The sequence below is a fragment of the Actinomadura sp. NPDC047616 genome, assembly GCF_040642915.1.
In the GTDB taxonomy this organism is placed as follows: domain Bacteria; phylum Actinomycetota; class Actinomycetes; order Streptosporangiales; family Streptosporangiaceae; genus Spirillospora; species Spirillospora miaoliensis.
In genome coordinates, this window is record NZ_JBEYTB010000006.1 from 388,922 (window position 1) to 410,121 (window position 21,200).

Genomic DNA, 21,200 nt, shown 5'->3' on the forward strand with positions numbered 1-21,200 from the left:
ACCGATTCTCCCGGGCGCGGACGACGGCGCCCCGGCGCGTCGGCGCGTTGTTCCGTGTGGTGCTTGGAGTCGGAGGGTGTCACTTGGGTGTGGTGAGGTTGAAGCGGGTGGCGAAGGTGGTCATTTCTTCGCGTTGTTCGTCCGGGTCGGTGGTGGTGGGGCCTACGACGATGCGGGTCACGCCCTGGGCGGCGAACGCTTCTACTCGTTCGGTGGACATGTCCATCGAGCCGAAGCGGGTGTACTCCAGTGCTTCCGGGTCGCGGCCGGCCTCGACGGCGGTCGAGCGGGCGAGGTCCATCTGGGCGGCGCGTTCGGCCGGGGCCAGCGCACCGCCGGGGAAGTAGCCGTCGCCGAGGCGTCCGGCGCGGCGGGCGGCCGCCCGGCTGGAGCCGCCGACGTGGATCGGCAGGTCAGTCGCGTTGAAGGGCTTGGGGAAGCTGCTGAGGTCGTCGAAGGAGAAGAACTCCCCGTGGAAGCTGACGCCCTCTTCGCCTCCCGCCCACAGCAGCCGCATCACCTGGATGGCCTCGTCGGCGCGGCGGCCGCGGGTGCGGTAGTCGACTCCCACCGCCTGGGCCTCGCCCGGGAGCGCTCCGACGCCGATGGTCAGCAGTCGCATCCGGCCTTTGGAGAGCACGTCGATGGTGGCCAGGCGCTTGGCGAGCGTCACCGGGTGGTGGTAGGGCAGCAGCAGGACGCCCGTCCCGAGCAGGATCCGCTCCGTGGCCGCGGCGACGAAGGTCAGGCAGGTGAGCGGGTCGGGGTAGGGCAGTGACGGGGGCAGTTCCATTCCCCTGATCTGCGCGCCGGGGTACAGGGCGATGTGCTCCGGCAGGTACAGGGCCTCGAAGCCGCAGGCTTCGGCGTGCCGGGCATAGGCGATCAGCTTGTCGGGGTCGGCGCCGTAGAAGGGCGTGCTGTAGCTGGTGGCGAATTTCACTGCGTCCTCGTTCGGGAGTCGGTGCGGGACGGCGGGCCGCCTCGCAGGCGGCCGGTGCCGGGCTGGCGGCGGGGAGGCAGCGGCCGGGGGAGTTCCGCGGCCGGGAACAGTTCGCAGCCGGGGCAGTCCCGGGTCAGTTGGCCGGCGATCTCGGCGCGGCGCCTGAGCAGGGTGCGGATCTCCGCGTCGATCTCGGCGAGCTTGCGCCGGGAGACGGCGGCCGACTCCGCGCACGCGCTGCCCACGTCGTTGCCCGCGCGCAGGCAGTCGACGAACGGCCGGGCGTCCTCCAGGGTGAATCCCGCCGCCAGCAGGGTGCGGATCTCCGCGACCAGCCGCAGGTCGGACTCGTCGTACTCCCGGTAGCCGTTGGCCGCGCGCCGGGCCGGCAACAGCCCCTGCTTCTCGTAGTAGCGCAGCGCACGCGTGCTCACGCCCGCACGCTCGGCGAACTCCCCGATCCGCATCGGCCCTCCCGTTCCACGGATCATGAACGCTATCCCTTGACACCGGTGACAAGGTCAAGCCCGCCCTAGAACAGGCGGGCGCGTTCGTCGACGTTGCGGGTGGGCGGGGTCAGGAAGACGTCGGGTGGGAAGGCGGTGCCGTAGGCCAGGTTGAGGGTGTCGAGCCTGTACGACCACCCGTGGTAGCAGCTGAAGCGGTAGTTGATCTGCCAGCGAAGGGTCTCGCCGGGGACCCGCCGGGGGCGCCTCCGGAGTGGAGGCGCCCCCGGGTGGACAGAGTGGTTGGGGATGGGAAGCCCGTGCGGGACGGGCCCAGTGAGCAACCTGGATGTCGGCCGATCAACGATCGGCGCGCTCTGCCTCGGGTGCGGGCGACGTGGACTCGGTGGGCTTGGCGCCCTGGTCGGTCCGTACGTCGACCGTGCGCTGCTTCGGCCAGGCGTCGAGCCTGGTGCGGCGAGGGTTGGCGAGACGGCTGCTCATGTTCGCGGTGTTCCTCCCATGGGGCCGCTGACGCGGCCGATGATCTTGTGCGGACTGATCGTCCTTGCGGTACAACACCAGCAAGTGGACAGATCTTCTCCGATAACCCGGCCCCTACCGCAAAATGGTCTAGACCGTTACGGGCGGGCCTACCCGGGGGAACGACCGTTATGCCTGCTCAGTCCTGTTTATTGGGCTTTGCCCAGTCGAACGTCCGTTCCACCGCCCGGCGCCAGTTGTCGTACTCGCTCTCGCGCCGCCGCGGGTCCATCGACGGGACCCAGCGGGCGGCGCGGTGCCAGTTGCGGCGCAGGCCCCGCAGGTCCGGCCAGTAGCCGACGGCGAGGCCGGCCGCGTAGGCGGCGCCCAGGGAGACCGTCTCGACGACCATGGGCCGCTCGACGGGCACGTTCAGCACGTCGGCGACGAACTGCATGAGCAGGTTGTCGGCGGTCATGCCGCCGTCGGCCTTCAGCTCGCGCAGGCTGAGGCCCGAGTCGCGGTTCATCGCGTCCACCACCTCGCGGGTCTGCCAGCCGGTGGCCTCCAGCACCGCGCGGGCCAGGTGGCCCTTGGTGATGTAGGAGGTCAGGCCGACGATGATGCCGCGGGCCTCGCTGCGCCAGTGCGGGGCGAACAGCCCGGAGAACGCCGGGACGATGTAGCAGCCGCCGTTGTCCTCGACGGTGCGGGCCAGCGTCTCGATCTCCGGGGCGGTGGAGATCAGCCCGAGCCGGTCGCGGAACCACTGCACCAGCGCGCCGGTCACCGCGATCGAGCCCTCCAGCGCGTACACCGCGGGCTCGTCGCCGATCTTGTAGCCGACGGTGGTGAGCAGCCCGTTGGCCGACCGGACGGGGGTGGTGCCGGTGTTCATCAGCAGGAACGCGCCGGTGCCGTAGGTGCACTTGGTCTCGCCGGGGGAGAAGCACGTCTGCCCGAACAGCGCGGCCTGCTGGTCGCCGAGCGCGGCGCCGATGCGCACCCCGGGGAAGACCCGGCGGGCGGTGGCGTAGCTCTCGGTGGACGAGCGGATCTCCGGCAGCATGGCCCGGGGGACGCCGAAGAACGCCAGCAGGTCCTCGTCCCAGCTCAGCGTCTTGAGGTCCATGAGCAGGGTGCGGCTGGCGTTGGTGACGTCGGTCACGTGCACGCCGCCGTCCACCCCGCCGCTGAGGTTCCAGATCAGCCAGCTCTCCATGGTGCCGAACAGCACCTCGCCGCGTTCGGCGCGTTCGCGCAGGCCGGGGACGTGGTCGAGGGTCCAGCGGATGCGCGGGGCGGAGAAGTAGGTGGCCAGCGGCAGGCCGCTGCGCTCGGTGACGAGCGCGGCGTTCGGGGCGCGCGACAGCTCCTCGACCAGGGCGTCGGTGCGGGTGTCCTGCCAGACGACGGCGCGTCCGACGGGCGCGCCGGTCAGCCGGTCCCACAGGACGGTGGTCTCGCGCTGGTTGGCGATGCCGACGGCGGCCACCTGGGCGGGGGTGGCGCCGGCCTGGGCGAGGGCCTCCGGCGCGATGCGTTCGAGGTTGCGCCAGATCTCCACGGGGTCGTGCTCGACCCAGCCGGGCCGGGGGAAGTGCTGCCGGTGCTCGCGCTGCGCGACGGCGACGAGGCGGCCGCTGTGGTCGAACAGGATGCAGCGGGTCGACGTGGTGCCCTGGTCGATGGACATCACGTAGCGTTCGACCACGGCCCCTCACCCCCTGTCGTCACCAGCGAGATCCCCCCAGGTCACGGGAGACCGCGCGGGCCGCGTCCCGCACGAACCCCACGAGTTTGGCGGCCGGGACGCGCTGGGCGTCGCAGATGCGCTCGATCGCCCCGGACACCCCGATCGCCCCCACGACCAGGCCGCCGTGGCCGCGGATCGGCGCGGCGATGGCGGCCTCGCCGATCGACAGCTCCTCGATCTCCGACGCCCAGCCGCGTTCGCGCACCTGGGTGAGGGCGCGGGCCAGCTGCCGGGCGTCGGTGACGGTGCGGCGGGTGAACGCCTCCAGTGCGACGCCGCGGACGCAGGCGGCGGCGTTGGCGTCGTGGGCGAGCAGCGCCTTGCCGAGCGCGGTGGCGTGCAGCGGCAGCAGCGACCCGACGTCCATCGCCTGGAGCGTGTCGTCGGGACGGAACACGTGGTGCACGACGAGGACCTGACCGTCCAGCAGGGTGCCGATGCGCACCGCCTCGCCGCTGCGGGCGGCCAGCGCGTCGGCCCAGTTGATGGCGCGCGAGCGCAGCTCGTTGACGTCCAGGTAGCTGGTGCCGAGGTGGAGCAGGGCGGCGCCGAGCTGATATTTTCCGCTGGCCTTGTCCTGCTCGACGAACCCCACGCGTTCCAGCGTGCGCAGGATGCCGTGCGCGGTGCCGCGCGCCAGGCCGAGCGACTGGGCGATCTCGCCGACGCCCAGCCGTCCCGAGCTGCCGGCCAGCAGCCGCAGGATGGCCGCGGCCCGCTCGATCGACTGCACCGGTCCCGGCATGGACGCGAGCGTAGTTCATCTTCACCCCAGGTGCCGACATTGTCGGCATGGGTCGCCATCACCGTCATTTCTGCCGCGAACTGCCCGAATGGTGTGATCCGCCGCACAGCAGGGAGCGTAACGGGCGCGGGGTGAGGGTGAAAGTGTTCGACATTGTCGGCACCCGTCCGTTGCCGGTCGCCGAGCGCCGTTCTAGCGTCCTCGGCAGCCGAGGAGCGTCACGCCCACCCCCGGCCGCGACCCGGCCGACGACGCGGCGCCCCTCGCCCCCAGCGTGCGGCCGCCCGCACCACCCGTGGCCGCGCGCCCCTGCCCGCCCGTCCGAGGAGGTCAGCATGGCGGTACGCAGCAGGGTGCCGGGACTCGCCGGGGAGATCGCCGCCGAGTTCGCCGGAACCATGATCCTCATCCTGTTCGGAGTCGGAGTGGTCGCGCAGGTCGCCGCGGCCGGGATCGGTGACCACGACAGCATCGCCTGGGCCTGGGGAATCGGTGTCACCCTGGGCGTGTACGTGGCGGCGCGCATCAGCGGCGCCCACCTCAACCCCGCCGTGACCGTCGCGCTGGCGGTCTTCCGCGATCATCCGTGGCGCAAGGTGGCGCCGTACGTGCTGGCGCAGACCGCCGGCGCGTTCGTGGCGGCGCTGCTCGTCCGCTGGAACTACAGCGAGGTCCTCGCCAAGGCCGATCCCGGCCACACCATCAAGACGCAGGGCGTGTTCTCGACGCTGCCGGGCAACGGGGAACTGCCGGTGACGATGTGGGGCGGGCTGCGCGACCAGGTCATCGGCACCGCGATCCTGCTGTTCGTGATCCTGGCCCTCACCGACGTCCGCAACCGGCCGCCGCTGGCCAACCTGACCCCGGTGGTGATCGGCCTGCTGGTGGTCGCGATCGGCATGGCCTGGGGCACGGACGCCGGCTACGCGATCAACCCGGCCCGCGACTTCGGCCCGCGCCTGGCCTCGTTCCTCACCGGATACGGGACCGCCTGGCGCGACCAGTACGGCGACCTGTACTTCTGGGTCCCGATCGTGGGACCGCTGGTCGGCGGGGTGCTCGGCGCGGGGCTCTACAAGGTCCTGATCCACCGGTTCCTGCCGGGCGACGAGGAGAGCGCCGCGGCCACCGTCCCGGAGAAGACCGAGCACCAGCCCGCCTGACCCGGCCCCCCTGACACGCCCGCCTGACCACCTGGAGAGGACCACATGGCTGACTTCGTCGGAGCGATCGACCAGGGCACCACCAGCACCCGGTTCATGATCTTCGACCACGGTGGCAACGAGATCGCCCGCCACCAGCTGGAGCACGAGCAGATCCTGCCGCGGGCGGGCTGGGTCGAGCACAACCCCACCGAGATCTGGGAGCGCACCCGCGCCGTCATCGAGACCGCCCTGACCAAGGCGAACCTGCAGCACAGCGACCTGGCCGGGCTCGGCATCACCAACCAGCGCGAGACCACGGTGGTGTGGAACCGCCGCACCGGCCGGCCGTACCACAACGCGATCGTCTGGCAGGACACCCGCACCGACGCCATCGCCGCCGCGCTGGACCGCGACGGACGCGGCGACGTGATCCGCCGCAAGGCGGGCCTGCCCCCGGCCACCTACTTCGCGGGCGGCAAGATCCAGTGGATCCTGGAGAACGTCCCCGGGGTGCGCGAGGCCGCCGAGGCCGGCGACGCGATCTTCGGCACGACCGACTCGTGGCTGCTGTGGAACCTGACCGGCGGACGCGACGGCGGCGTGCACGTCACCGACGTCACCAACGCCAGCCGCACCATGCTCATGGATCTGGAGACCCTCGACTGGGACGACGAGCTGCTGTCGTTCTTCGACATCCCCCGGGCGATGCTGCCGGAGATCCGCCCGTCGTCCGACCCGCGCGGCTACGGCACGACCCGCGCGAGCGGCCCCGTCGGCGGCGAGGTCATGCTGACCGCCGCGCTCGGCGACCAGCAGGCCGCCACCGTCGGGCAGGTGTGCTTCGAACCCGGCCAGGCCAAGAACACCTACGGCACCGGCAACTTCCTGCTGCTCAACACCGGCGAGGAGCTCGTGCGGTCCGAGCACGGCCTGCTGACGACGGTCTGCTACAAGTTCGGCGACGCCAAGCCCGTCTACGCCCTGGAGGGCTCGATCGCCGTCACCGGGTCGGCGGTGCAGTGGCTGCGCGACCAGCTCGGCATCATCTCCGGCGCCGCGCAGAGCGAGGCGCTGGCCCGCCAGGTCGACGACAACGGCGGCGTCTACTTCGTGCCCGCCTTCTCCGGGCTGTTCGCCCCCTACTGGCGCAGCGACGCCCGCGGCGCCATCGTCGGCCTGTCCCGCTACAACACCAACGCCCACCTGGCCCGCGCCACCCTGGAATCCATCTGCTACCAGTCGCGCGACGTGGTGGAGGCGATGCGGCAGGACTCCGGCGTCGCCCTTGAGGTGCTGCGCGTGGACGGCGGCGTGACCGCCAACGAGCTGTGCATGCAGCTGCAGGCCGACATCCTCGGGGTGCCCGTCTCCCGGCCGGTCGTCGCCGAGACCACCGCGCTCGGCGCCGCCTACGCCGCGGGCCTGGCCACCGGGTTCTGGAAGTCGACCGCGGAGCTGGAGAGCAACTGGCAGGAGGACGCCCGCTGGCTGCCGGAGTGGGACGACGAGCGCCGCGAGAAGGGCTACGCCGGCTGGAAGAAGGCCGTGGCCCGCACGCTCGACTGGGTCGAGATCTGAGACGTCTGATCGGGAGCGACACGTGACATCCATAGCCCTCGGACCGGGGTACCGCGAGAAGGTCCTGGACGACCTCGGCGGGACGGAGTTCGACGTCCTGGTGATCGGCGGCGGCATCGTCGGCGTCGGCACCGCGCTGGACGCCGTCTCGCGGGGCCTGTCGGTCGCGCTGGTGGAGGCCCGCGACTGGGCGTCGGGCACGTCCAGCCGGTCCAGCAAGCTCATCCACGGCGGCCTGCGCTACCTGGAGCAGCGCGACTTCGGGCTGGTGCGCGAGGCGCTGCGCGAACGCGGCCTGCTGCTCAGCCGCCTCGCCCCGCACCTGGTGCGCCCGGTGCGGTTCCTGTACCCGCTGCGCAACCGCATCTGGGAACGCGCCTACGTCGGCGCGGGGGTGACCCTGTACGACACGATGGGCGGCGCGCGCATACTGCCCTGGCACAGGCAGCTGTCGCGGCGCGCGGCACTGCGCCAGGCCCCCGCGCTACGGCACGACGCGCTGGTCGGGGCCGTGCAGTACTACGACGCCCAGGTCGACGACGCCCGCTACACGATGATGGTGGCCCGCACCGCGGCCCTGTACGGCGCGCGTGTGGCCACCCGTACCGAGGTGACGGGCTTCCTGCGCGAGGGCGTACGTGTCACCGGGGCCGCCGTCCGCGATCTGGAGAGCGGCCGGGAGATCGCCGTACGCGCCCGCAGGGTCGTCAACACCACCGGGGTGTGGACGGACGGCGCGCAGAAGATGACCGGCGCGCGCGCCGCGTTCACCGTGCAGGCGTCCAAGGGCGTGCACATCGTCGTGCCCCGCGACCGCATCCCCATGGACACGGGCCTCATCACCCGCACGGAGAAGAGCGTCCTGTTCGTCATCCCCTGGGGACGGCACTGGATCGTCGGCACCACCGACACGCCCTGGGAGAAGGGCCCGGACGAGCCCGTCGCCGACCGCGCCGACGTCGACTACCTCCTGGAGCAGGCCAACACCTGGCTGCGCGTCCCGCTGACGCACGACGACATCGAGGGCGTGTACGCGGGGCTGCGGCCGCTGCTGTCGGGCGACACCGACGACACGACCCGGCTGTCGCGCGAGCACACCGTGGCCGAGCCGGTGCCCGGCCTGGTGGTGGTCGCGGGCGGCAAGTTCACCACCTACCGGGTGATGGCCGAGGACGCGGTGGACGCGGCCGTGCGTGGCCTGGAGGAGAACGTGCCCGCGTCGGTCACCGAACGCCTGCCGATCATGGGCGCCGAGGGGTTCGAGGTGCTGTGGAACGACCGCCGCAGGCTCGCCGCCGCGTCCGGGCTGCACGTGGCGCGCGTCGAGCACCTGCTGCGGCGGTACGGGTCGTGCGTGCGGGAGGTCCTCGACCTGGTCGCGGCGGACCCCGCGCTCGGCGAGCCGATCCCGGGCGCGGCCGACTACCTCAAGGCCGAGGCGGTCTACGCGGTGTCGCACGAGGGCGCGCTGCACCTGGAGGACGTGCTGGCCCGCCGCACCCGCATCTCGATCGAGGAGTGGGACGGCGGGGAGGCGGCGGCGCGTCCCGTCGCCGAGCTGATCGCGCCGTTCCTCGGGTGGAGCGAGGACGACGTCGCCGACGAGGTCGACCGTCACGTGCGGCGGGTCCGCGCGGAGAGAGGCGAGACGGCGGCCCCGCTGCCGCAGCCCAGCCCCTCCCGTCCGTCCCCGGCCTCGGCCGCCTGAACCGGAGCGACGGCGCGCGTCGCGGCCACGGTGAGCACACCCCGCCGCGACGCGCGCCGTCCTCTCGGCGCGGTCACCGCAGCGTCACGGTGAACCGCTTGGGCGAACCGTAGTTGCCCGCCGCGTCGATCGCCCGGTACTCGATGGTGTGCCTGCCGCGCGGCAGTTTCCCGTAGACGAGGTGGTCGATCGTCGTGCCGTCCGGCGTGAACAGGAACGGCGCGTTGGAGTCGGTCGGCCATCCGAAATAGGTGAACCAGCCGTCCCTGTCGACCCGGAACTCGCCCACGACATAACCGTCCTGGTCGTCCTTCGGGGTCAGCCGCAACGTGAAACGGTCGTCGAAGGTGTAGTGCTCGCCCCGCTTGGCGGCGGGCCGGGAGACCTCGTAGCCGGTGACGGGCGGCGTGGCGTCGACGGTCCACGTGCGCGTCGTCTCACCGGCCGTGGCCGTCACCCGGTGCGTGCCGGGACGCAGCCGGAACCGCTTGAGGTCCAGGTCGCGGTCGGCGCGCACGGGACGGCCGTCGACCGTCCAGCGGACCTTCACCGGACGCTTGGCCGGGTGCGTGGTCTCGGCGTAGACGACGCTCCGCGCGCCGACCGGCACGTTCGCCGGGGTGCTGTCGGCGAGGCCGTCGGGCGTGCCGTCCGGCGGCGTGGTGAGCGAGGTGTCCACCGTCCACGTGCGGGTGCGCGTCAGCGAGTCGCGCACCGCCGGGTCGCGGACGAACCCGGTGGGGTCGGAGACCGTCACCGTCACCGAGTGCGTGCCGGGACGCAGGCGCAGGCGGCGAAGGTCCAGGTCGTGGCCGCCCTCCCGCACCGTGCGGCCGTCGACCGTCCACGTCACGCGCAGGGCGTGGCTCACCGGGTGCATGGTCTCCACCCACAGCACCCGGTCGGCGCCCACGGGACGGTCGGCGGGCGTGGCGTCCTGCAGCAGGCTGACCTTCTGCGAGACGGCCTGCGTCATCCGCTCGCGGCCCACCTGGTCGAAGTAGTAGCCCAGCGTCTTCATGATCGAGTGCTCGCTGGGCCGCCACACGCCCCTGGTGAAGTACAGCCCGCCCTCGTACCGGCCGATCGTGCCGCCCGACTCGCTGCGCTCGCCCAGCCAGCGCCACCACTTGGCGCGCCGCGTCCGCATCTGCTCCTCGGTCAGCAGCGTGTGGTGCAGCGAGGCCGGCTCCGCGCCGGTGTAGGTGCCGCCGGGCTCGCCGCGCTGGTAGTAGTCGTACTCGTCCTGCAGCCCGCCCAGCGAGTGCCCGAGCTCATGCGGGCTGATCAGCGCGGACATGGCGTTGCCGCCGGACGCGGTGGCGTACGCGCCGCCCGCCCCGCCGTAGGTGCGGCTGTTGCCCAGCGCCAGGATCTGCCGGTTGGACGAGCCCGTCCCGGCGACCATGTCCGCGTACCGGGTGGCCGCCGCCTGGTCGAGGGTGAGCAGCCGCTGCGGCCCCTGTGGCCGGCACCCGCCCCAGAACGCCATCCTCAGCGGCGTCTCCCTGCGCGGGGACGCCAGGTCGGGATCGCAGCTCACGCCCGACTCGCCGGAGGGGATCTCGACCCGGTACACGTTGACGTAGCTGCGGTAGGACTTGAACGGCTCGATGCTCCACAGCACGTTCAGATGCTTGTCGACGTCGGCGCGGAACGTCGCCATGTCCGCCTCGGTGTAGCCGTCCCCGAGGACGATCAGGTTGAACCGCTTTCCGGGCTCACCGGTGACCTGCACCGGCACGACGGTCGCGGCACCCGGCGCCGCGGCGGCCGCCGCCCATCCGGGCACGGCGACCCCCGACAGCGACACGGCCGACGACAGGACGAGGGCACGCAGGGGTGTGATTCGCACCCGAAGACAGTGACATCCCGCCCACGGCCGTGGACAGGCCCATCTTTGCCGAAAAACCGGGCGTCAGGTGCCCGCGACCGCCGACGGGTCGGGCTGCTCCACCCCGCGGCTGCTGATCAGGAACCGCACCAGCGAGGTCAGCACCTGCTTGGCCGAGTCGCGGCTGCGCGCGTCGCAGAGCAGCACCGGGATGCGCGGCGACAGGTCCAGCGCGTCGCGGATCTCCTCCACGGTGTAGTCGTAGCCGTCGTCGAACCGGTTGACCGCGATGATGAACGGCAGCCCGCGCTGTTCGAAGTAGTCCACCGCCGGGAAGCTGTCGGCCAGCCGACGGGTGTCGGCCAGCACCACCGCGCCCAGCGCGCCGTGCGACAGCTCGTCCCACATGAACCAGAACCGGTCCTGCCCGGGCGTGCCGAAGATGTAGAGGATCAGCCCGTCGCGCAGGGTGATGCGGCCGAAGTCCATGGCGACCGTGGTGGTCGTCTTCCGGTCCACGCCGCTGGTGTCGTCGACGCCGACACTGCGCTCGGTGAGCAGTTCCTCGGTCTGCAGCGGCCGGATCTCGCTGACGGCGCCGACGAACGTTGTCTTGCCGACCCCGAACCCCCCGGCGACCAGGATCTTGACCGCGAGGGGCATGTCGGCGGCGGCGTCAGAGCGCCTCGAGTCCATGGAGTACTTCCCTGAGCAGTTCCTCGGTGACGGTCTGGTGCTCCTGCTGGGGGCGCCGGACCACGATGAAGCGATGGCTGAGCAGGTCGCCGAGCAGCACCCGCACCACGACCAGGGGCAGCCCGAGCTGCCCGGAGATCTCGGCGACCGAGCGCGGCCGCACGCACAGTTCCAGGATGGACATGTGCTCCGGGCCCAGCCCCGGCGTGGCGTAGGCGGGGGTCGAGACGGTCGCGATGATCGCGATCATCTCGAAGTCCTCGCCCTGGGTGGTGGGCCGCGCCCGCCCGCGGGTCAGCGCGTAGGCCCGCACCAGAGGACCCGCCTCCTCGTCGAGCCACTCGGTGCTTTCGTGATCGTCCCGCCCGATCATCGTCCGTCACGACTCCTCACCGGGGCCCGCGGTCTCCGACCGGCCGCGTCTGGTGCCCCGCTGGATCGCCGACATCATGGCACGGGCGGCCTCGGGGGACCGCTCCGGACGGACGCGCCCCTGGTCGGGGGGCGGCGCGGCCGGCGGCGCCGTCTCCTCGCGCAACTGCGGCGCGAGGTTGGCCTGCCGGACCCGCTTGGGCAGGGAGGGCCTGCCGCCCTTGGCGCGCCGCCGCGGCGGCGGCTCCTTCCGCGGCTCCTTCCGCGGTTCCTTCTGCGCCTCGGGCCGCGTCTCGGGCGGCAGTTCCGGCCACGCGTCCGGCGGCGGCGCCGCCGGGGACTGCGGCTCCGGCGCGGGAGCGGCCGGTGCCCCGACCGTGGGCAGCGGCCCGGTCAGCGGGTCGTTCAGCGGATCCTCGAACGGAGCCGGAGGCGCCCCGGGAGCCCCTGGAGCCCCGGGAGCCACGGGAGCGGGCGGGACGGTGCGCGCGTGCCGCGGCGGCTGCTCGCGCCCGGGGACGTCCCGCGGCGGCTGCGCGTTGTCGGGCGTGGGCCGCGGCGGCGGCCCGTCCAGGCTCGGCTGCTCGCCGCCGAGGGGGCCGACGCCCCCGACCGCGCCGACGGCGCCGCCCGCCGTGAGCGCCGGGCGCTCCCGGTGGCCGCGCACGACGCCCGCGGTGACCAGGGCGTCCTCGGCGCGGCGGGTCAGCGCGAACGGCGCGTCGCCCGCCGGGGTGCCCTGGCCCTCGTGCACGACGATCTCCTCGGGCAGCAGCACGATCGCGGTCATGCCGCCGAACGGGGAGGTGCGCAGCGTCACCTTGATGCCGTGCCGCTGGGCCAGCCGCCCGACCACGAACAGGCCGAGCTGGGTGCTGTTGGACAGGTCGAACTCCGGCGGGTTGGCCAGCCGCTCGTTGGCCTCGGCCAGCTCCGGGGGCTTCATGCTCAGCCCGCGGTCCTCGATCTCCAGCGAGAACCCGTGCGCCACCACCTGCCCGGTCACGCTGACCGTGGTGTGCGGCGGGGAGAAGATCGTGGCGTTCTCGATCAGCTCGGCCAGCAGGTGGATGAGGTCGGCCACGGCCGCGCCGGCGACCGACGCGCGCGGCATCGGCGACACCTGGACCCGGGTGTAGTCCTCGACCTCCGACGCGGCGGCGCGGGCCACGTCGATCACCGCGACCGGGTTGCGCCAGCCGCGGCCGGGCGCCTGCCCGGACAGGATGATCAGACCCTCGGCGTGCCGGCGCATGCGGGTGGCCAGGTGGTCGACCCGGAACAGGTCCTCCAGGTCGTCGGGGTCGGAGATGCGCCGCTCCATCGCGTCCAGCAGCTTCAGCTGCCGGTGCAGCAGGCTCTGGCTGCGCCGGGCCAGGTTGACGAAGACCTGGCTGATGCCCTGGCGCAGCCCCGCCTCCTCGACGGCGCCCTGGATCGCGGTGCGCCGTGCGGCGTTGAACGCCTGGCCCACCTGGTCGATCTCGGGGGTGCCGAACGACAGCGGCGGCGCCTCGGCGGCCACGTCGACCTTCTCACCGCGCCGCAGCCGCGCGATCACGCCGGGCAGCCGCTCGTCGGCCAAGTCCTGCGCCTCGCGCCGCAGCCCGGCCAGGTCGCGCAGCACCGAACGCGCCACCCACACGGCCAGCAGGACCGAGGCGACCACCGCGACCAGGCCCAGGGCGCCCGCCAGCGCGACCCGCATCAGGATCGCGTCGGCGATCGGCTCGGCGCGCCGCTCGGCCTCGGCGGTCATCGACAGCTCCAGGCCGCGCAGGCGGGTCAGGTTGGAGTTGGTGGTGATCTTCCACGAGATCGGGGCGTCGGCGGCGCGCAGGCCGCGGATCGAGTCGACGTAGCGGTCCTCGAGCGCCCGGAGCCGGGCGTACTCGGGGGTCGCGGTGACGCGCTGGTAGTAGGTGCGTTCGGACGGCCGCAGCTCCTGGGCGGCCATCTCGTACATGGTGCGCTGGGCGCCGACCAGCTTGACGAACTCGGAGTGTTCGGCCCGGTTCATCCGGCCCGCGGCCAGGGCGCCGGCGAGCAGCGCGTCCTCCTGCGCCAGCACCTCGTGGGCGCGGGCCAGCGCGACCTGGTTACGGGCGTCCAGCGCGACCTCGGGGTTGTCCAGGGTGGACAGCGAGCCGCGCAGCGTCCCGATGCGCTCCAGGATCTGGGTGTACTCGGAGAAGGCGCGGGTGCGGTCGAGGCGCACGTTGTCGATGGCGCCACGGCGGGCGGGCAGGCCGTCCAGGCCGCTGATGATCTCGCGGGCCAGGCGGCGCGCCGTCGCGGGCGCGGCCTGCTGGGCGTCCTGGTCGCCGGCCAGCCGGCGGAACACCTCGGCCTGCCGGTCGGTGATGAGCCGCACGCCTTCCATCGCGGCACGGTCGGACGGCGTCCTGCTGCCCAGGAACACCAGGGTGGCGCGGCGCTCGGCCTGCAGCGCACTGCCCAGGGCGCCCGACGGGTACTCGAAGTGGTCCTGAACACTCTCGATCTTGCGAAGGTTCAGGCCCTCGCCCAGGGTGACGCTGGCGGCGAAAGTCCACAGCGCTCCCAGCGACACCAGCGACACCAGCACCAGCAGGACGACCTTGAAGCGGACCGTCCGGAAACGTCCGGTTCCTGCTCTGCGCCGCCGGTGGCCGGTGGACGACGGTTCCGCTCGACGGTCGGATTCACGCACGACGAAGCTCTCGGTTAGGGGACGGCCACTGATCGCAGCAGAGGGTACTACCGCGAAGCGTGATTTGGGGCCAGAAGTGACATGAACTATGAATCCGCCGGAATCCCCCTTGTGAGACGGTCCGAGACCCCTAGAATCACCCGATCGTGATCTATGTGAGCCCGCCTCCGGGTCCCCAGGCAAGGCGTCCGGCGTCCCCCGCGCCCTCGCTCCAGCCCCGTGACCAGGCCGAACGTCCGACCGCTGCGCGGGCGAGGCATGGGGCGCGGGTGAGACGGCCGCTACGGCGGCTGGCGGCCGTGGCGACGGCCGCCGTGCTGACCGCCGCAACCGCCGGCGCGTGCAGCGGCTCGTCCGGCGACGAGCGGTCCGGCGGACTGCCGCAGGTGCAGATGCAGCAGGCGATCGGCGCCACCGAGGGCCGCGTCAACCTGGTGGTGTGGGCCGGGTACGCCGAGGACGGCTCCAGCGACCCGCGCGTCGACTGGGTCACGCCGTTCACCAGGGCCACCGGCTGCAAGGTCAACGCGAAGGTGGCCGACACCTCCGACGCGATGGTCGCGCTGATGAAGACCGGCCAGTACGACGGGGTGTCGGCGTCCGGCGACGCGAGCCTGCGCCTGGTGTACGGCGGCGACGTCGCGCCGGTCAACACCGGGCTGCTCACCAACTGGGACGACATCGCCCCGTACCTGAAGAATCAGCCGTACAACTCGGTGAACGGGCAGATGTACGGCGTGCCGCACGGCTACGGTGCCAACGTGCTGATGTACCGCACCGACAAGTTCTCCGAGCCGCCCACCTCGTGGGGGGTGGTGTGGGAGGACAACTCCCCGGCGGGCACCAACCTCACCGCCTACGACTCGCCGATCTACATCGCCGACGCCGCGCTGTACCTCAAGGCCAAGCGGCCCGACCTGAAGATCACCGATCCGTACGAGCTGGACGAGAAGCAGTTCAACGCCGCGGTGGAGCTGCTGCGCAAGCAGCGCTCCAAGGTCAGCAGCTACTGGCACAGCTACATGGACCTGGTCCAGTCGTACCGGGTCGGCGACACCCACGCGGGCACCGCCTGGCAGGTGATCGCCAACCTGGCCCGCGACCAGAGGGTGCCGGTCGGCACCACCATCCCCGCCGAGGGCTCCACCGGCTGGTCGGACACCTGGATGATCTCGTCCAAGGCGCAGCACCCGAACTGCATGTACCGGTGGATGAACTGGATCACCACGGCCAAGGTGCAGGCCCAGGTCGGCCAGTGGTTCGGACAGGCCCCGGCCAACCCCAAGGCGTGCCGCTACACCGCCAAGGGCTTCTGCAACGACTACCGCGTCGGCGACGCCGAGTTCTACCGCAAGATCGCGTTCTGGAAGACCCCCGTCGCCAACTGCGGCGACGGACGAGAGTGCGTCGACTACGACCGCTGGGCGCAGGCCTGGACCGAGATCAAGGGCTAGGTACCGCCTGACGAACCCCCCGAACCATCGAACCCCCGCTCACAGTCCCTTCCCCGAGAAGACATCGAAGGAGATGCTTCGCTCGTGAAGTTCAGCTACGCCATGCTCCCCGACTACCCGCTGAACGAGTCCCTCGCCTCCATCAAGCTGGCGGACGAGCTGGGCTTCTACGCCTGCTACGCCGCCGACGAGCCCTGGCACAAGGACCTGTGGCTGCTGTTCGCGGCCGCCGCCGCCCAGACCTCGCAGATCCGCATGGGCCCGTCGGTGTCGGCCGTCACCCTGCGCGAGCCCACCCTCATCGCCCAGGCCGCCGCCACCCTCGACGAGCTGACCGGCGGCCGCGCCGAGGTCGTGCTGGGCAGCGGCAACTTCGGCGTGCTGGCCCAGTACAAGATCGACTGGACCCGGACCAAGCCGCTCACCCGGGTCAAGGAGGCCGTGCAGGTCGTCCGCACCCTGCTGGACGAGGGCACGATCACCCGCGACGGGGAGTTCTACTCCTACGACGGCCTGTTCACCTTCGCCCGTCCCGTCCAGGAACACCTGCCGGTGAAGATCGGCGCGATGCGCGGGCCCAAGTCGTTCGAGGCGGCCGGTGAGCTGTCCGACGGCGTGCACCACGCGCTCAGCTACTCGCGCGAGGCGTACGAGTACGCGGTCAAGCACTTCCGGATCGGCGCCGAGCGCGCCGGCAAGGACGCCTCAACCCTGGACATCGGCGCCTGGGTGGTGTTCGCCGTCGGCCGCGACTCCGAGGCCGCCAAGCAGGCCGCGCGCAGCATGGTCGGCCTGTACGCCTCGGCCATGCCCGCCGAGCAGCTGGAGCGCAACGGCGTCAGCCCCGCCGACGTGGCCCCGATCATCGAGGCGATCGGCGCGGGCGACCTGGCCAAGGGCATCGAGCTGACCACCCCGGAGATCACCGAGAAGCTGTCCATCGCGGGCACCCCGGAGGAGGTGCTGGAGAAGATCCAGCGCGACATCGCCCCGACCGGCGTCAACCACATGATCTGCGCCATCACCGACTCGGCGCTGGTCAAGTCGTTCACCGGCCGCGACGTCGAGAACGTCGCCGACGTGGACACCCAGCTGCGGCTGATCGCCGACGAGATCATGCCCGCGTTCAAGTGACGCGCTGACAACGGGCCGGGCACCCTCACCAGGGGTGCCCGGCCCTACGCGTGCCCGCACCCGCCGGCGGCCGGCCAGGTCGTCGGCGGGTGCGGCCCATATAGCAGGCAAATCATGCGAAAGGGGATTCGGGTATTAAATAACAGGCTAAACGTGACGTTAGTCATAAAGGCGGTCAATTCGGAAGGTAAAGCGAGTCCCATGCCGTTCTCCAGTCCTTGGTGTCCCCGACCAAGGAGCGAACGACGTGGACATGCCGGCGATGCTGCGCTCACTGCGCCATCACAACTACCGGCTCTGGGCCGTCGCGGACCTCATCTCCGTCACCGGGACGTGGATGCAGGTGCTCGCGCTGAACTGGCTGATCCTGACCCTCACCCACTCGGCGACCAGCGTCGGCATGGGACTGGTCCTGCAGGCCCTGCCGACCATGCTGCTCGGGCCGTGGGGCGGCGTCATCGCCGACCGGCTGCCCGCCCGCCGCGTCGTGCTGGCCGGGCAGATCGCCCAGGCGGGCCTGTCCACCCTGCTGGCCGTGCTGGCGGCCGGGCCGCCGGGCGCCATCTCCGGCCTGTACGCGATCTCGTTCGTCTCCGGCATGGTCACCGCGCTGACCAGCCCGGCGCTGGGCCGCTTCGGCGGTGAGGTGGTCGGCCCGGACGACCTGTCCAACGGCCTGGCCCTGGGCTCGCTGCTCAGCTCGGGCGCCCGCATCCTCGGCATGAGCCTGGCCGGGGTCGTCATCCCGCTGGCGGGCGTGCCCGGCGCGTTCGCCGCCAACGCCGCCAGCTTCGGCGCCGTGATCGTCGCGCTGCTGCTGATGCGCACCCGCGAGCTGCACGTCCTGCCGCCCGGCGCGCCGTCCGAACGCGGCGTCGCCGCGGGATTTCGGCACGTCCTGCGCACCCCGTGGATGCTGGTGACGCTGTTCCTGGCGTTCATGCTGGGCAGCCTCGGCCGCAACTACCAGGTGACCATGGCCGCCATGAGCCAGGGCCCGCTGCACGGCGGCGCCGCCGGGTACGGGGCGCTGTCGGTGGCGTTCGCGGTCGGCACCGTCCTCGGCGGCGCGTACGCGGCGGCCCGTGCCCGCCTGCCGCTGCGCCTGCTGCTGGTGACGGCGTTCCTGTGCTCGATCGGCCAGCTGCTCAGCGGCGCCGCGCCCAACCTGGCGACCTTCGGCGCGCTGATGCTGCCCGTCGCCGCCTCCGCCGTGCTGATCGACACCACCGTCAGCACCCGCGTCCAGCTGGACAACCCGGGCCACCTGCGCGGCCGCGTCATCGCCGCCCAGGGCATGGTCGGCGCCGCGTCCGGCGCGGTCGGCGGCCCGCTGCTCGGCTACCTGTGCGACACGCTCGGCCCCCGCGCCGCCCTCATGCTCGCCGGGACCGCCTGCGCCCTGGCCACCGTCGCCGCCGCCTGGGCCCTGGCCCGCCTGCGCGCCGGCCGCGGGCTGCTGCCGCGTCTCGCCGCCGTCCCCGCGCCGGAGTCCGCGGCCCCCTGACCTGGTCCGCCGCCGAAATCAGGGGCGGGTGGCCAGGGTCTGCCAGTGGGCGCGGGCTGGGTGCTGCCAGGTGGTGTGGCGGTCGTCGAACAGATGGCGGGCGCGGCGGCCGATCCAGCCGGGGGGCAGCAGCTCGTCGGGGAGCTGGGGGTCCAGGAAGGGGAAGCGGCGCCACTCGTGGACGAGCCGGACCTGGGCGAACAGCGTCTCGCCGCCCGGCTCGGGGCGCAGGCCGGAGAACTCGTCCAGGAACGCGGCGTAGCGGGAGTCGACCTCGGCCAGGTCCCAGGCGCGTTCGACCAGCTCGGCCTCGGAGCCGATGCCCGCGAACGGGCCGGTGAACGAGAACGCCGACGCCTCCAGGCCGAGGTCGCCGACGATCTGCTTGACCTCGGCCTCCCGTTCGGGGTGCGGGCTGACCCACAGCCCCGCGGTGGGGTTGCCGAAACCCGCCCAGGCGAGCCGGGTGTGCAGCTGGTGGCGCAGCCGCCGGCGCGTCTCGGGGACCGAGACCATGACGATCAGCCAGCGGCCGTCCCAGGCGCGGCGGTCGGCGCCGAAGGAGTAGATGCGCTGCGCGCCCTCGGTGAGCAGGCGGCGGCCGGGCGGGGTGAGGTCCCAGCGCACGCGGCGGCCGTCGCGTGCCGAGACGATCCAGCCGTCGGCGGCGGTGCGGTTGACGGCCTGCCGCGCCGACTTCTCCTCCACGCCCAGGCCCGCCAGGACGCGCAGCAGCGTCGAGGTCCACACCGGCTCGCCGGACGGCAGCACGAACTCGCCGAGCACGGTGAGCAGCAGCGAGCGCGCACTGGTCCCGCCGACGTTGTGCCGGCGGGACAGCACCGGCTCCGTCGTGGCCATCCAGCCTCCCTCGATCGGGTGCGGGGTCGGGTGCGGCCCCAAGTATCCCAGCCCCCAACGTGCTACACAGTATTGACGTAACTGCAGAATTACGTCAAAGATGAGAGTGAGGGAGAACACACTCGAAGGAGGCGCCGACATGTCCGTCACCGCGGCGGCCGAGCCGGGCACCGAACACGACCCGCCGCGGGTCTCGTTCGACGCCCACCCCGCCGGCTACCGGCACCTGGCCCTGGAGATCGACGGGGAGATCGCCCGGATCGTGCTGCGCGTCGACGAGCACGGCGGCCTGGTCCCCGGCTACGAGCTCAAGCTGAACTCCTACGACCTGGGCGTGGACATCGAGCTGTACGACGCCGTCCAGCGGCTGCGCTTCGAGCATCCCGAGGTGCGCGCCGTGGTGCTCACCGGGGGGCTGGAGAAGGTGTTCTGCGCGGGCGCCAACATCCGGATGCTCGCCCGCTCCGGCCACCCGTGGAAGGTCAACTTCTGCAAGTTCACCAACGAGACCCGCAACGGCATCGAGGACGCCACGGCCAACTCCGGCCAGACCTACATCGCGGCCGTCAACGGCACGGCGGCGGGCGGCGGGTACGAGCTGGCGCTGGCCTGCGACCGCATCATCCTGGTCGACGACGGGTCCACGGCGGTGTCCCTGCCGGAGGTTCCGCTGCTGGCCGTGCTGCCCGGCACCGGCGGGCTGACCCGGGTGGTCGACAAGCGCGGCGTCCGCCGCGACCTGGCCGACGTGTTCGCCACCCGGGCCGAGGGCGTGCGCGGGGCCACCGCCGTCGACTGGGGGCTGGTGGACGAGGCCGTCCCGCGCAGCCGGTTCGAGGAGACGGTGCGGCGACGCGCCGAGGAGGCGGCGGCCCGCTCGTCCCGGCCCGGGGACGCCGAAGGCATCACCCTGACCCCGCTGGAACGCACGGAGACCGCCGACGCGATCACCTACCGGTACGTGACGGCCGAACTCGACCGCGCCGCCGGGCTGGCCACCCTCACCGTGCGCGGCCCGGACACCGGACCGCCCGCCGGCCTCGCCGGGATCCACGCGCAGGGCGCCGCCTTCTGGCCGCTGGCGTTCACCCGGGAACTGGATGACCTCATCCTGCGGCTGCGCACCAACGAGCTGGAGATCGGCACCTGGGTGATCAAGACCGTGGGCGACGCCGACCGCGTCCTCGCCCACGACGCGCTGCTGGCCGAGCACGCCGGCGACTGGCTGGTCAACGAGATCCGCCACTACACCAAGCGCACCTTCAAGCGCCTGGACGTCACCAGCCGCAGCCTGATCGCGCTGATCGAGCCCGGGAGCTGCTTCGCCGGGACGCTGCTGGAGCTGGCCCTGGCCTGCGACCGCTCCTACATGCTCGACGGCGTCTTCGAGGATGAGGACCCCGACGCCGACCCCGCCGTGATCGTCCTCGGCGACGCCAACTTCGGCGCCTACCCCATGGGCAACGGCCTGACCCGCCTCCAGTCGCGTTTCCACGGCACCCCGGGAAAGGCCGAGAGCCTGCGCGGCGAGGCGGGCGCGCGCGTCGACGCGGTGAAAGCGGCCGCCCTGGGGCTTGTGACCTTCGCCTTCGACGACATCGACTGGGAGGACGAGGTCCGTATCGCCCTGGAGGAACGCGCGTCGCTCAGCCCCGACGCGCTGACCGGAATGGAGGCCAACCACCGGTTCGCCGGTCCCGAGACCCTGGAGACCAAGATCTTCGGCCGGCTGTCGGCCTGGCAGAACTGGATCTTCCAGCGCCCCAACGCCGCCGGACCCGACGGTGCGCTGCGCAGCTACGGAACCGGCCGCAAGGCCGTCCTCGACCGGAAGCGGGTGTGACCC

The 21,200-nt window shown here is 72.3% G+C and carries 18 protein-coding genes; 7 read left to right on the forward strand and 11 right to left on the reverse strand.

From position 1 onward, the window contains the following. Window positions 1–79 precede the first annotated feature (79 nt). From ABZ801_RS17615 to ABZ801_RS17640, 6 genes are all read right to left on the reverse strand, one after another. A complete protein-coding gene (locus ABZ801_RS17615) occupies window positions 80–943 on the reverse strand; it encodes a TIGR03619 family F420-dependent LLM class oxidoreductase (RefSeq protein WP_360698784.1) in 864 nt (287 codons plus the stop codon). Then, window positions 940–1,434: a MerR family transcriptional regulator gene (locus ABZ801_RS17620; protein WP_344950906.1), complete on the reverse strand. Its 495-nt coding sequence runs from the start codon at window positions 1,432–1,434 to the stop codon at window positions 940–942. The genes ABZ801_RS17615 and ABZ801_RS17620 overlap by 4 nt, the downstream gene beginning before the upstream one ends. A gap of 41 nt (window positions 1,435–1,475) precedes the next feature. Beyond that, window positions 1,476–1,733 carry a hypothetical protein gene (locus ABZ801_RS17625; protein WP_360698787.1) on the reverse strand — a complete coding sequence of 86 codons (258 nt, stop codon included), beginning with the start codon at window positions 1,731–1,733 and terminating at the stop codon, window positions 1,476–1,478. 16 nt (window positions 1,734–1,749) lie between these two features. Further along, entirely contained in the window at window positions 1,750–1,893 is a 144-nt protein-coding gene (locus ABZ801_RS17630) for a hypothetical protein (protein ID WP_344950911.1), read from the reverse strand. Window positions 1,894–2,071: 178 nt separating this feature from the next. Further along, a complete protein-coding gene (gene glpK / locus ABZ801_RS17635; protein WP_344950914.1) occupies window positions 2,072–3,586 on the reverse strand; it encodes a glycerol kinase GlpK in 1,515 nt (504 codons plus the stop codon). A gap of 19 nt (window positions 3,587–3,605) precedes the next feature. After that, the gene (locus ABZ801_RS17640) at window positions 3,606–4,373 is read right to left on the reverse strand and encodes an IclR family transcriptional regulator (protein WP_344950917.1); all 768 of its coding nucleotides are present in this window, start codon (window positions 4,371–4,373) and stop codon (window positions 3,606–3,608) included. A gap of 335 nt (window positions 4,374–4,708) precedes the next feature. Here ABZ801_RS17640 and ABZ801_RS17645 point away from each other — a divergent pair, with 335 nt between their 5' ends. The 3 genes from ABZ801_RS17645 to ABZ801_RS17655 are packed head-to-tail and all read left to right on the forward strand — an operon-like array spanning window position 4,709 to window position 8,804. Beyond that, entirely contained in the window at window positions 4,709–5,536 is an 828-nt protein-coding gene (locus tag ABZ801_RS17645) for an MIP/aquaporin family protein (RefSeq protein ID WP_344950920.1), read from the forward strand. A gap of 45 nt (window positions 5,537–5,581) precedes the next feature. Beyond that, window positions 5,582–7,096 (forward strand): glycerol kinase GlpK, encoded by a 1,515-nt coding sequence (gene glpK, locus ABZ801_RS17650; RefSeq protein ID WP_344950923.1) that lies wholly within the window; start codon window positions 5,582–5,584, stop codon window positions 7,094–7,096. A gap of 31 nt (window positions 7,097–7,127) precedes the next feature. Beyond that, window positions 7,128–8,804: a glycerol-3-phosphate dehydrogenase/oxidase gene (locus ABZ801_RS17655; RefSeq protein ID WP_360698901.1), complete on the forward strand. Its 1,677-nt coding sequence runs from the start codon at window positions 7,128–7,130 to the stop codon at window positions 8,802–8,804. 73 nt (window positions 8,805–8,877) lie between these two features. On the opposite strand, the gene ABZ801_RS17660 is transcribed toward ABZ801_RS17655, so the two are convergent. The 4 genes from ABZ801_RS17660 to ABZ801_RS17675 all read right to left on the reverse strand — a co-directional run bounded on the left by ABZ801_RS17660 (window position 8,878) and on the right by ABZ801_RS17675 (window position 14,398). Next, window positions 8,878–10,659 carry a M64 family metallopeptidase gene (locus ABZ801_RS17660; RefSeq protein WP_360698790.1) on the reverse strand — a complete coding sequence of 594 codons (1,782 nt, stop codon included), beginning with the start codon at window positions 10,657–10,659 and terminating at the stop codon, window positions 8,878–8,880. A 63-nt stretch (window positions 10,660–10,722) separates the two neighbouring features. Continuing rightward, window positions 10,723–11,334 (reverse strand): ATP/GTP-binding protein, encoded by a 612-nt coding sequence (locus ABZ801_RS17665; protein ID WP_344950928.1) that lies wholly within the window; start codon window positions 11,332–11,334, stop codon window positions 10,723–10,725. Continuing rightward, window positions 11,315–11,707: a DUF742 domain-containing protein gene (locus ABZ801_RS17670; RefSeq protein WP_344950931.1), complete on the reverse strand. Its 393-nt coding sequence runs from the start codon at window positions 11,705–11,707 to the stop codon at window positions 11,315–11,317. The genes ABZ801_RS17665 and ABZ801_RS17670 overlap by 20 nt, the downstream gene beginning before the upstream one ends. A 6-nt stretch (window positions 11,708–11,713) precedes the next feature. Further along, complete coding sequence (locus tag ABZ801_RS17675) at window positions 11,714–14,398, reverse strand: nitrate- and nitrite sensing domain-containing protein (RefSeq protein WP_360698793.1); 2,685 nt, start codon at window positions 14,396–14,398, stop codon at window positions 11,714–11,716. 269 nt (window positions 14,399–14,667) lie between these two features. On the opposite strand from ABZ801_RS17675, the gene ABZ801_RS17680 reads away from it, so the two are divergent. The 3 genes from ABZ801_RS17680 (at window position 14,668) to ABZ801_RS17690 (ending at window position 18,493) form a co-directional block, all read left to right on the forward strand. Continuing rightward, complete coding sequence (locus ABZ801_RS17680) at window positions 14,668–15,852, forward strand: ABC transporter substrate-binding protein (protein WP_360698795.1); 1,185 nt, start codon at window positions 14,668–14,670, stop codon at window positions 15,850–15,852. A gap of 84 nt (window positions 15,853–15,936) precedes the next feature. Beyond that, window positions 15,937–16,986, forward strand: coding sequence for an LLM class flavin-dependent oxidoreductase (locus ABZ801_RS17685; RefSeq protein WP_360698797.1), 1,050 nt, complete (start codon window positions 15,937–15,939; stop codon window positions 16,984–16,986). A gap of 253 nt (window positions 16,987–17,239) precedes the next feature. After that, complete coding sequence (locus ABZ801_RS17690; RefSeq protein ID WP_360698903.1) at window positions 17,240–18,493, forward strand: MFS transporter; 1,254 nt, start codon at window positions 17,240–17,242, stop codon at window positions 18,491–18,493. Window positions 18,494–18,511: 18 nt separating this feature from the next. Here ABZ801_RS17690 and ABZ801_RS17695 read toward each other — a convergent pair whose 3' ends face one another. Beyond that, window positions 18,512–19,354, reverse strand: a complete 843-nt coding sequence (locus ABZ801_RS17695) for a PaaX family transcriptional regulator C-terminal domain-containing protein (RefSeq protein WP_360698799.1) — start codon at window positions 19,352–19,354, stop codon at window positions 18,512–18,514. Window positions 19,355–19,493: 139 nt separating this feature from the next. Here ABZ801_RS17695 and boxC point away from each other — a divergent pair, with 139 nt between their 5' ends. Then, window positions 19,494–21,197: a 2,3-epoxybenzoyl-CoA dihydrolase gene (boxC, locus tag ABZ801_RS17700; RefSeq protein WP_360698801.1), complete on the forward strand. Its 1,704-nt coding sequence runs from the start codon at window positions 19,494–19,496 to the stop codon at window positions 21,195–21,197. Window positions 21,198–21,200: the final 3 nt, after the last annotated feature.

What these genes read in the sequence shown, in the direction of transcription:
- ABZ801_RS17620 (WP_344950906.1), bottom strand. Translation starts at nt 1,434, where the DNA reads ATGATCCGTGGAACGGGAGGGCCGATGCGGATCGGGGAGTTCGCCGAG.
- ABZ801_RS17630 (WP_344950911.1), bottom strand. Translation starts at nt 1,893, where the DNA reads ATGAGCAGCCGTCTCGCCAACCCTCGCCGCACCAGGCTCGACGCCTGG.
- ABZ801_RS17640 (WP_344950917.1), bottom strand. Translation starts at nt 4,373, where the DNA reads ATGCCGGGACCGGTGCAGTCGATCGAGCGGGCCGCGGCCATCCTGCGG.
- ABZ801_RS17645 (WP_344950920.1), top strand. Translation starts at nt 4,709, where the DNA reads ATGGCGGTACGCAGCAGGGTGCCGGGACTCGCCGGGGAGATCGCCGCC.
- glpK (WP_344950923.1), top strand. Translation starts at nt 5,582, where the DNA reads ATGGCTGACTTCGTCGGAGCGATCGACCAGGGCACCACCAGCACCCGG.
- ABZ801_RS17665 (WP_344950928.1), bottom strand. Translation starts at nt 11,334, where the DNA reads ATGGACTCGAGGCGCTCTGACGCCGCCGCCGACATGCCCCTCGCGGTC.
- ABZ801_RS17670 (WP_344950931.1), bottom strand. Translation starts at nt 11,707, where the DNA reads ATGATCGGGCGGGACGATCACGAAAGCACCGAGTGGCTCGACGAGGAG.
- ABZ801_RS17690 (WP_360698903.1), top strand. Translation starts at nt 17,240, where the DNA reads ATGCCGGCGATGCTGCGCTCACTGCGCCATCACAACTACCGGCTCTGG.
- ABZ801_RS17695 (WP_360698799.1), bottom strand. Translation starts at nt 19,354, where the DNA reads ATGGCCACGACGGAGCCGGTGCTGTCCCGCCGGCACAACGTCGGCGGG.
- boxC (WP_360698801.1), top strand. Translation starts at nt 19,494, where the DNA reads ATGTCCGTCACCGCGGCGGCCGAGCCGGGCACCGAACACGACCCGCCG.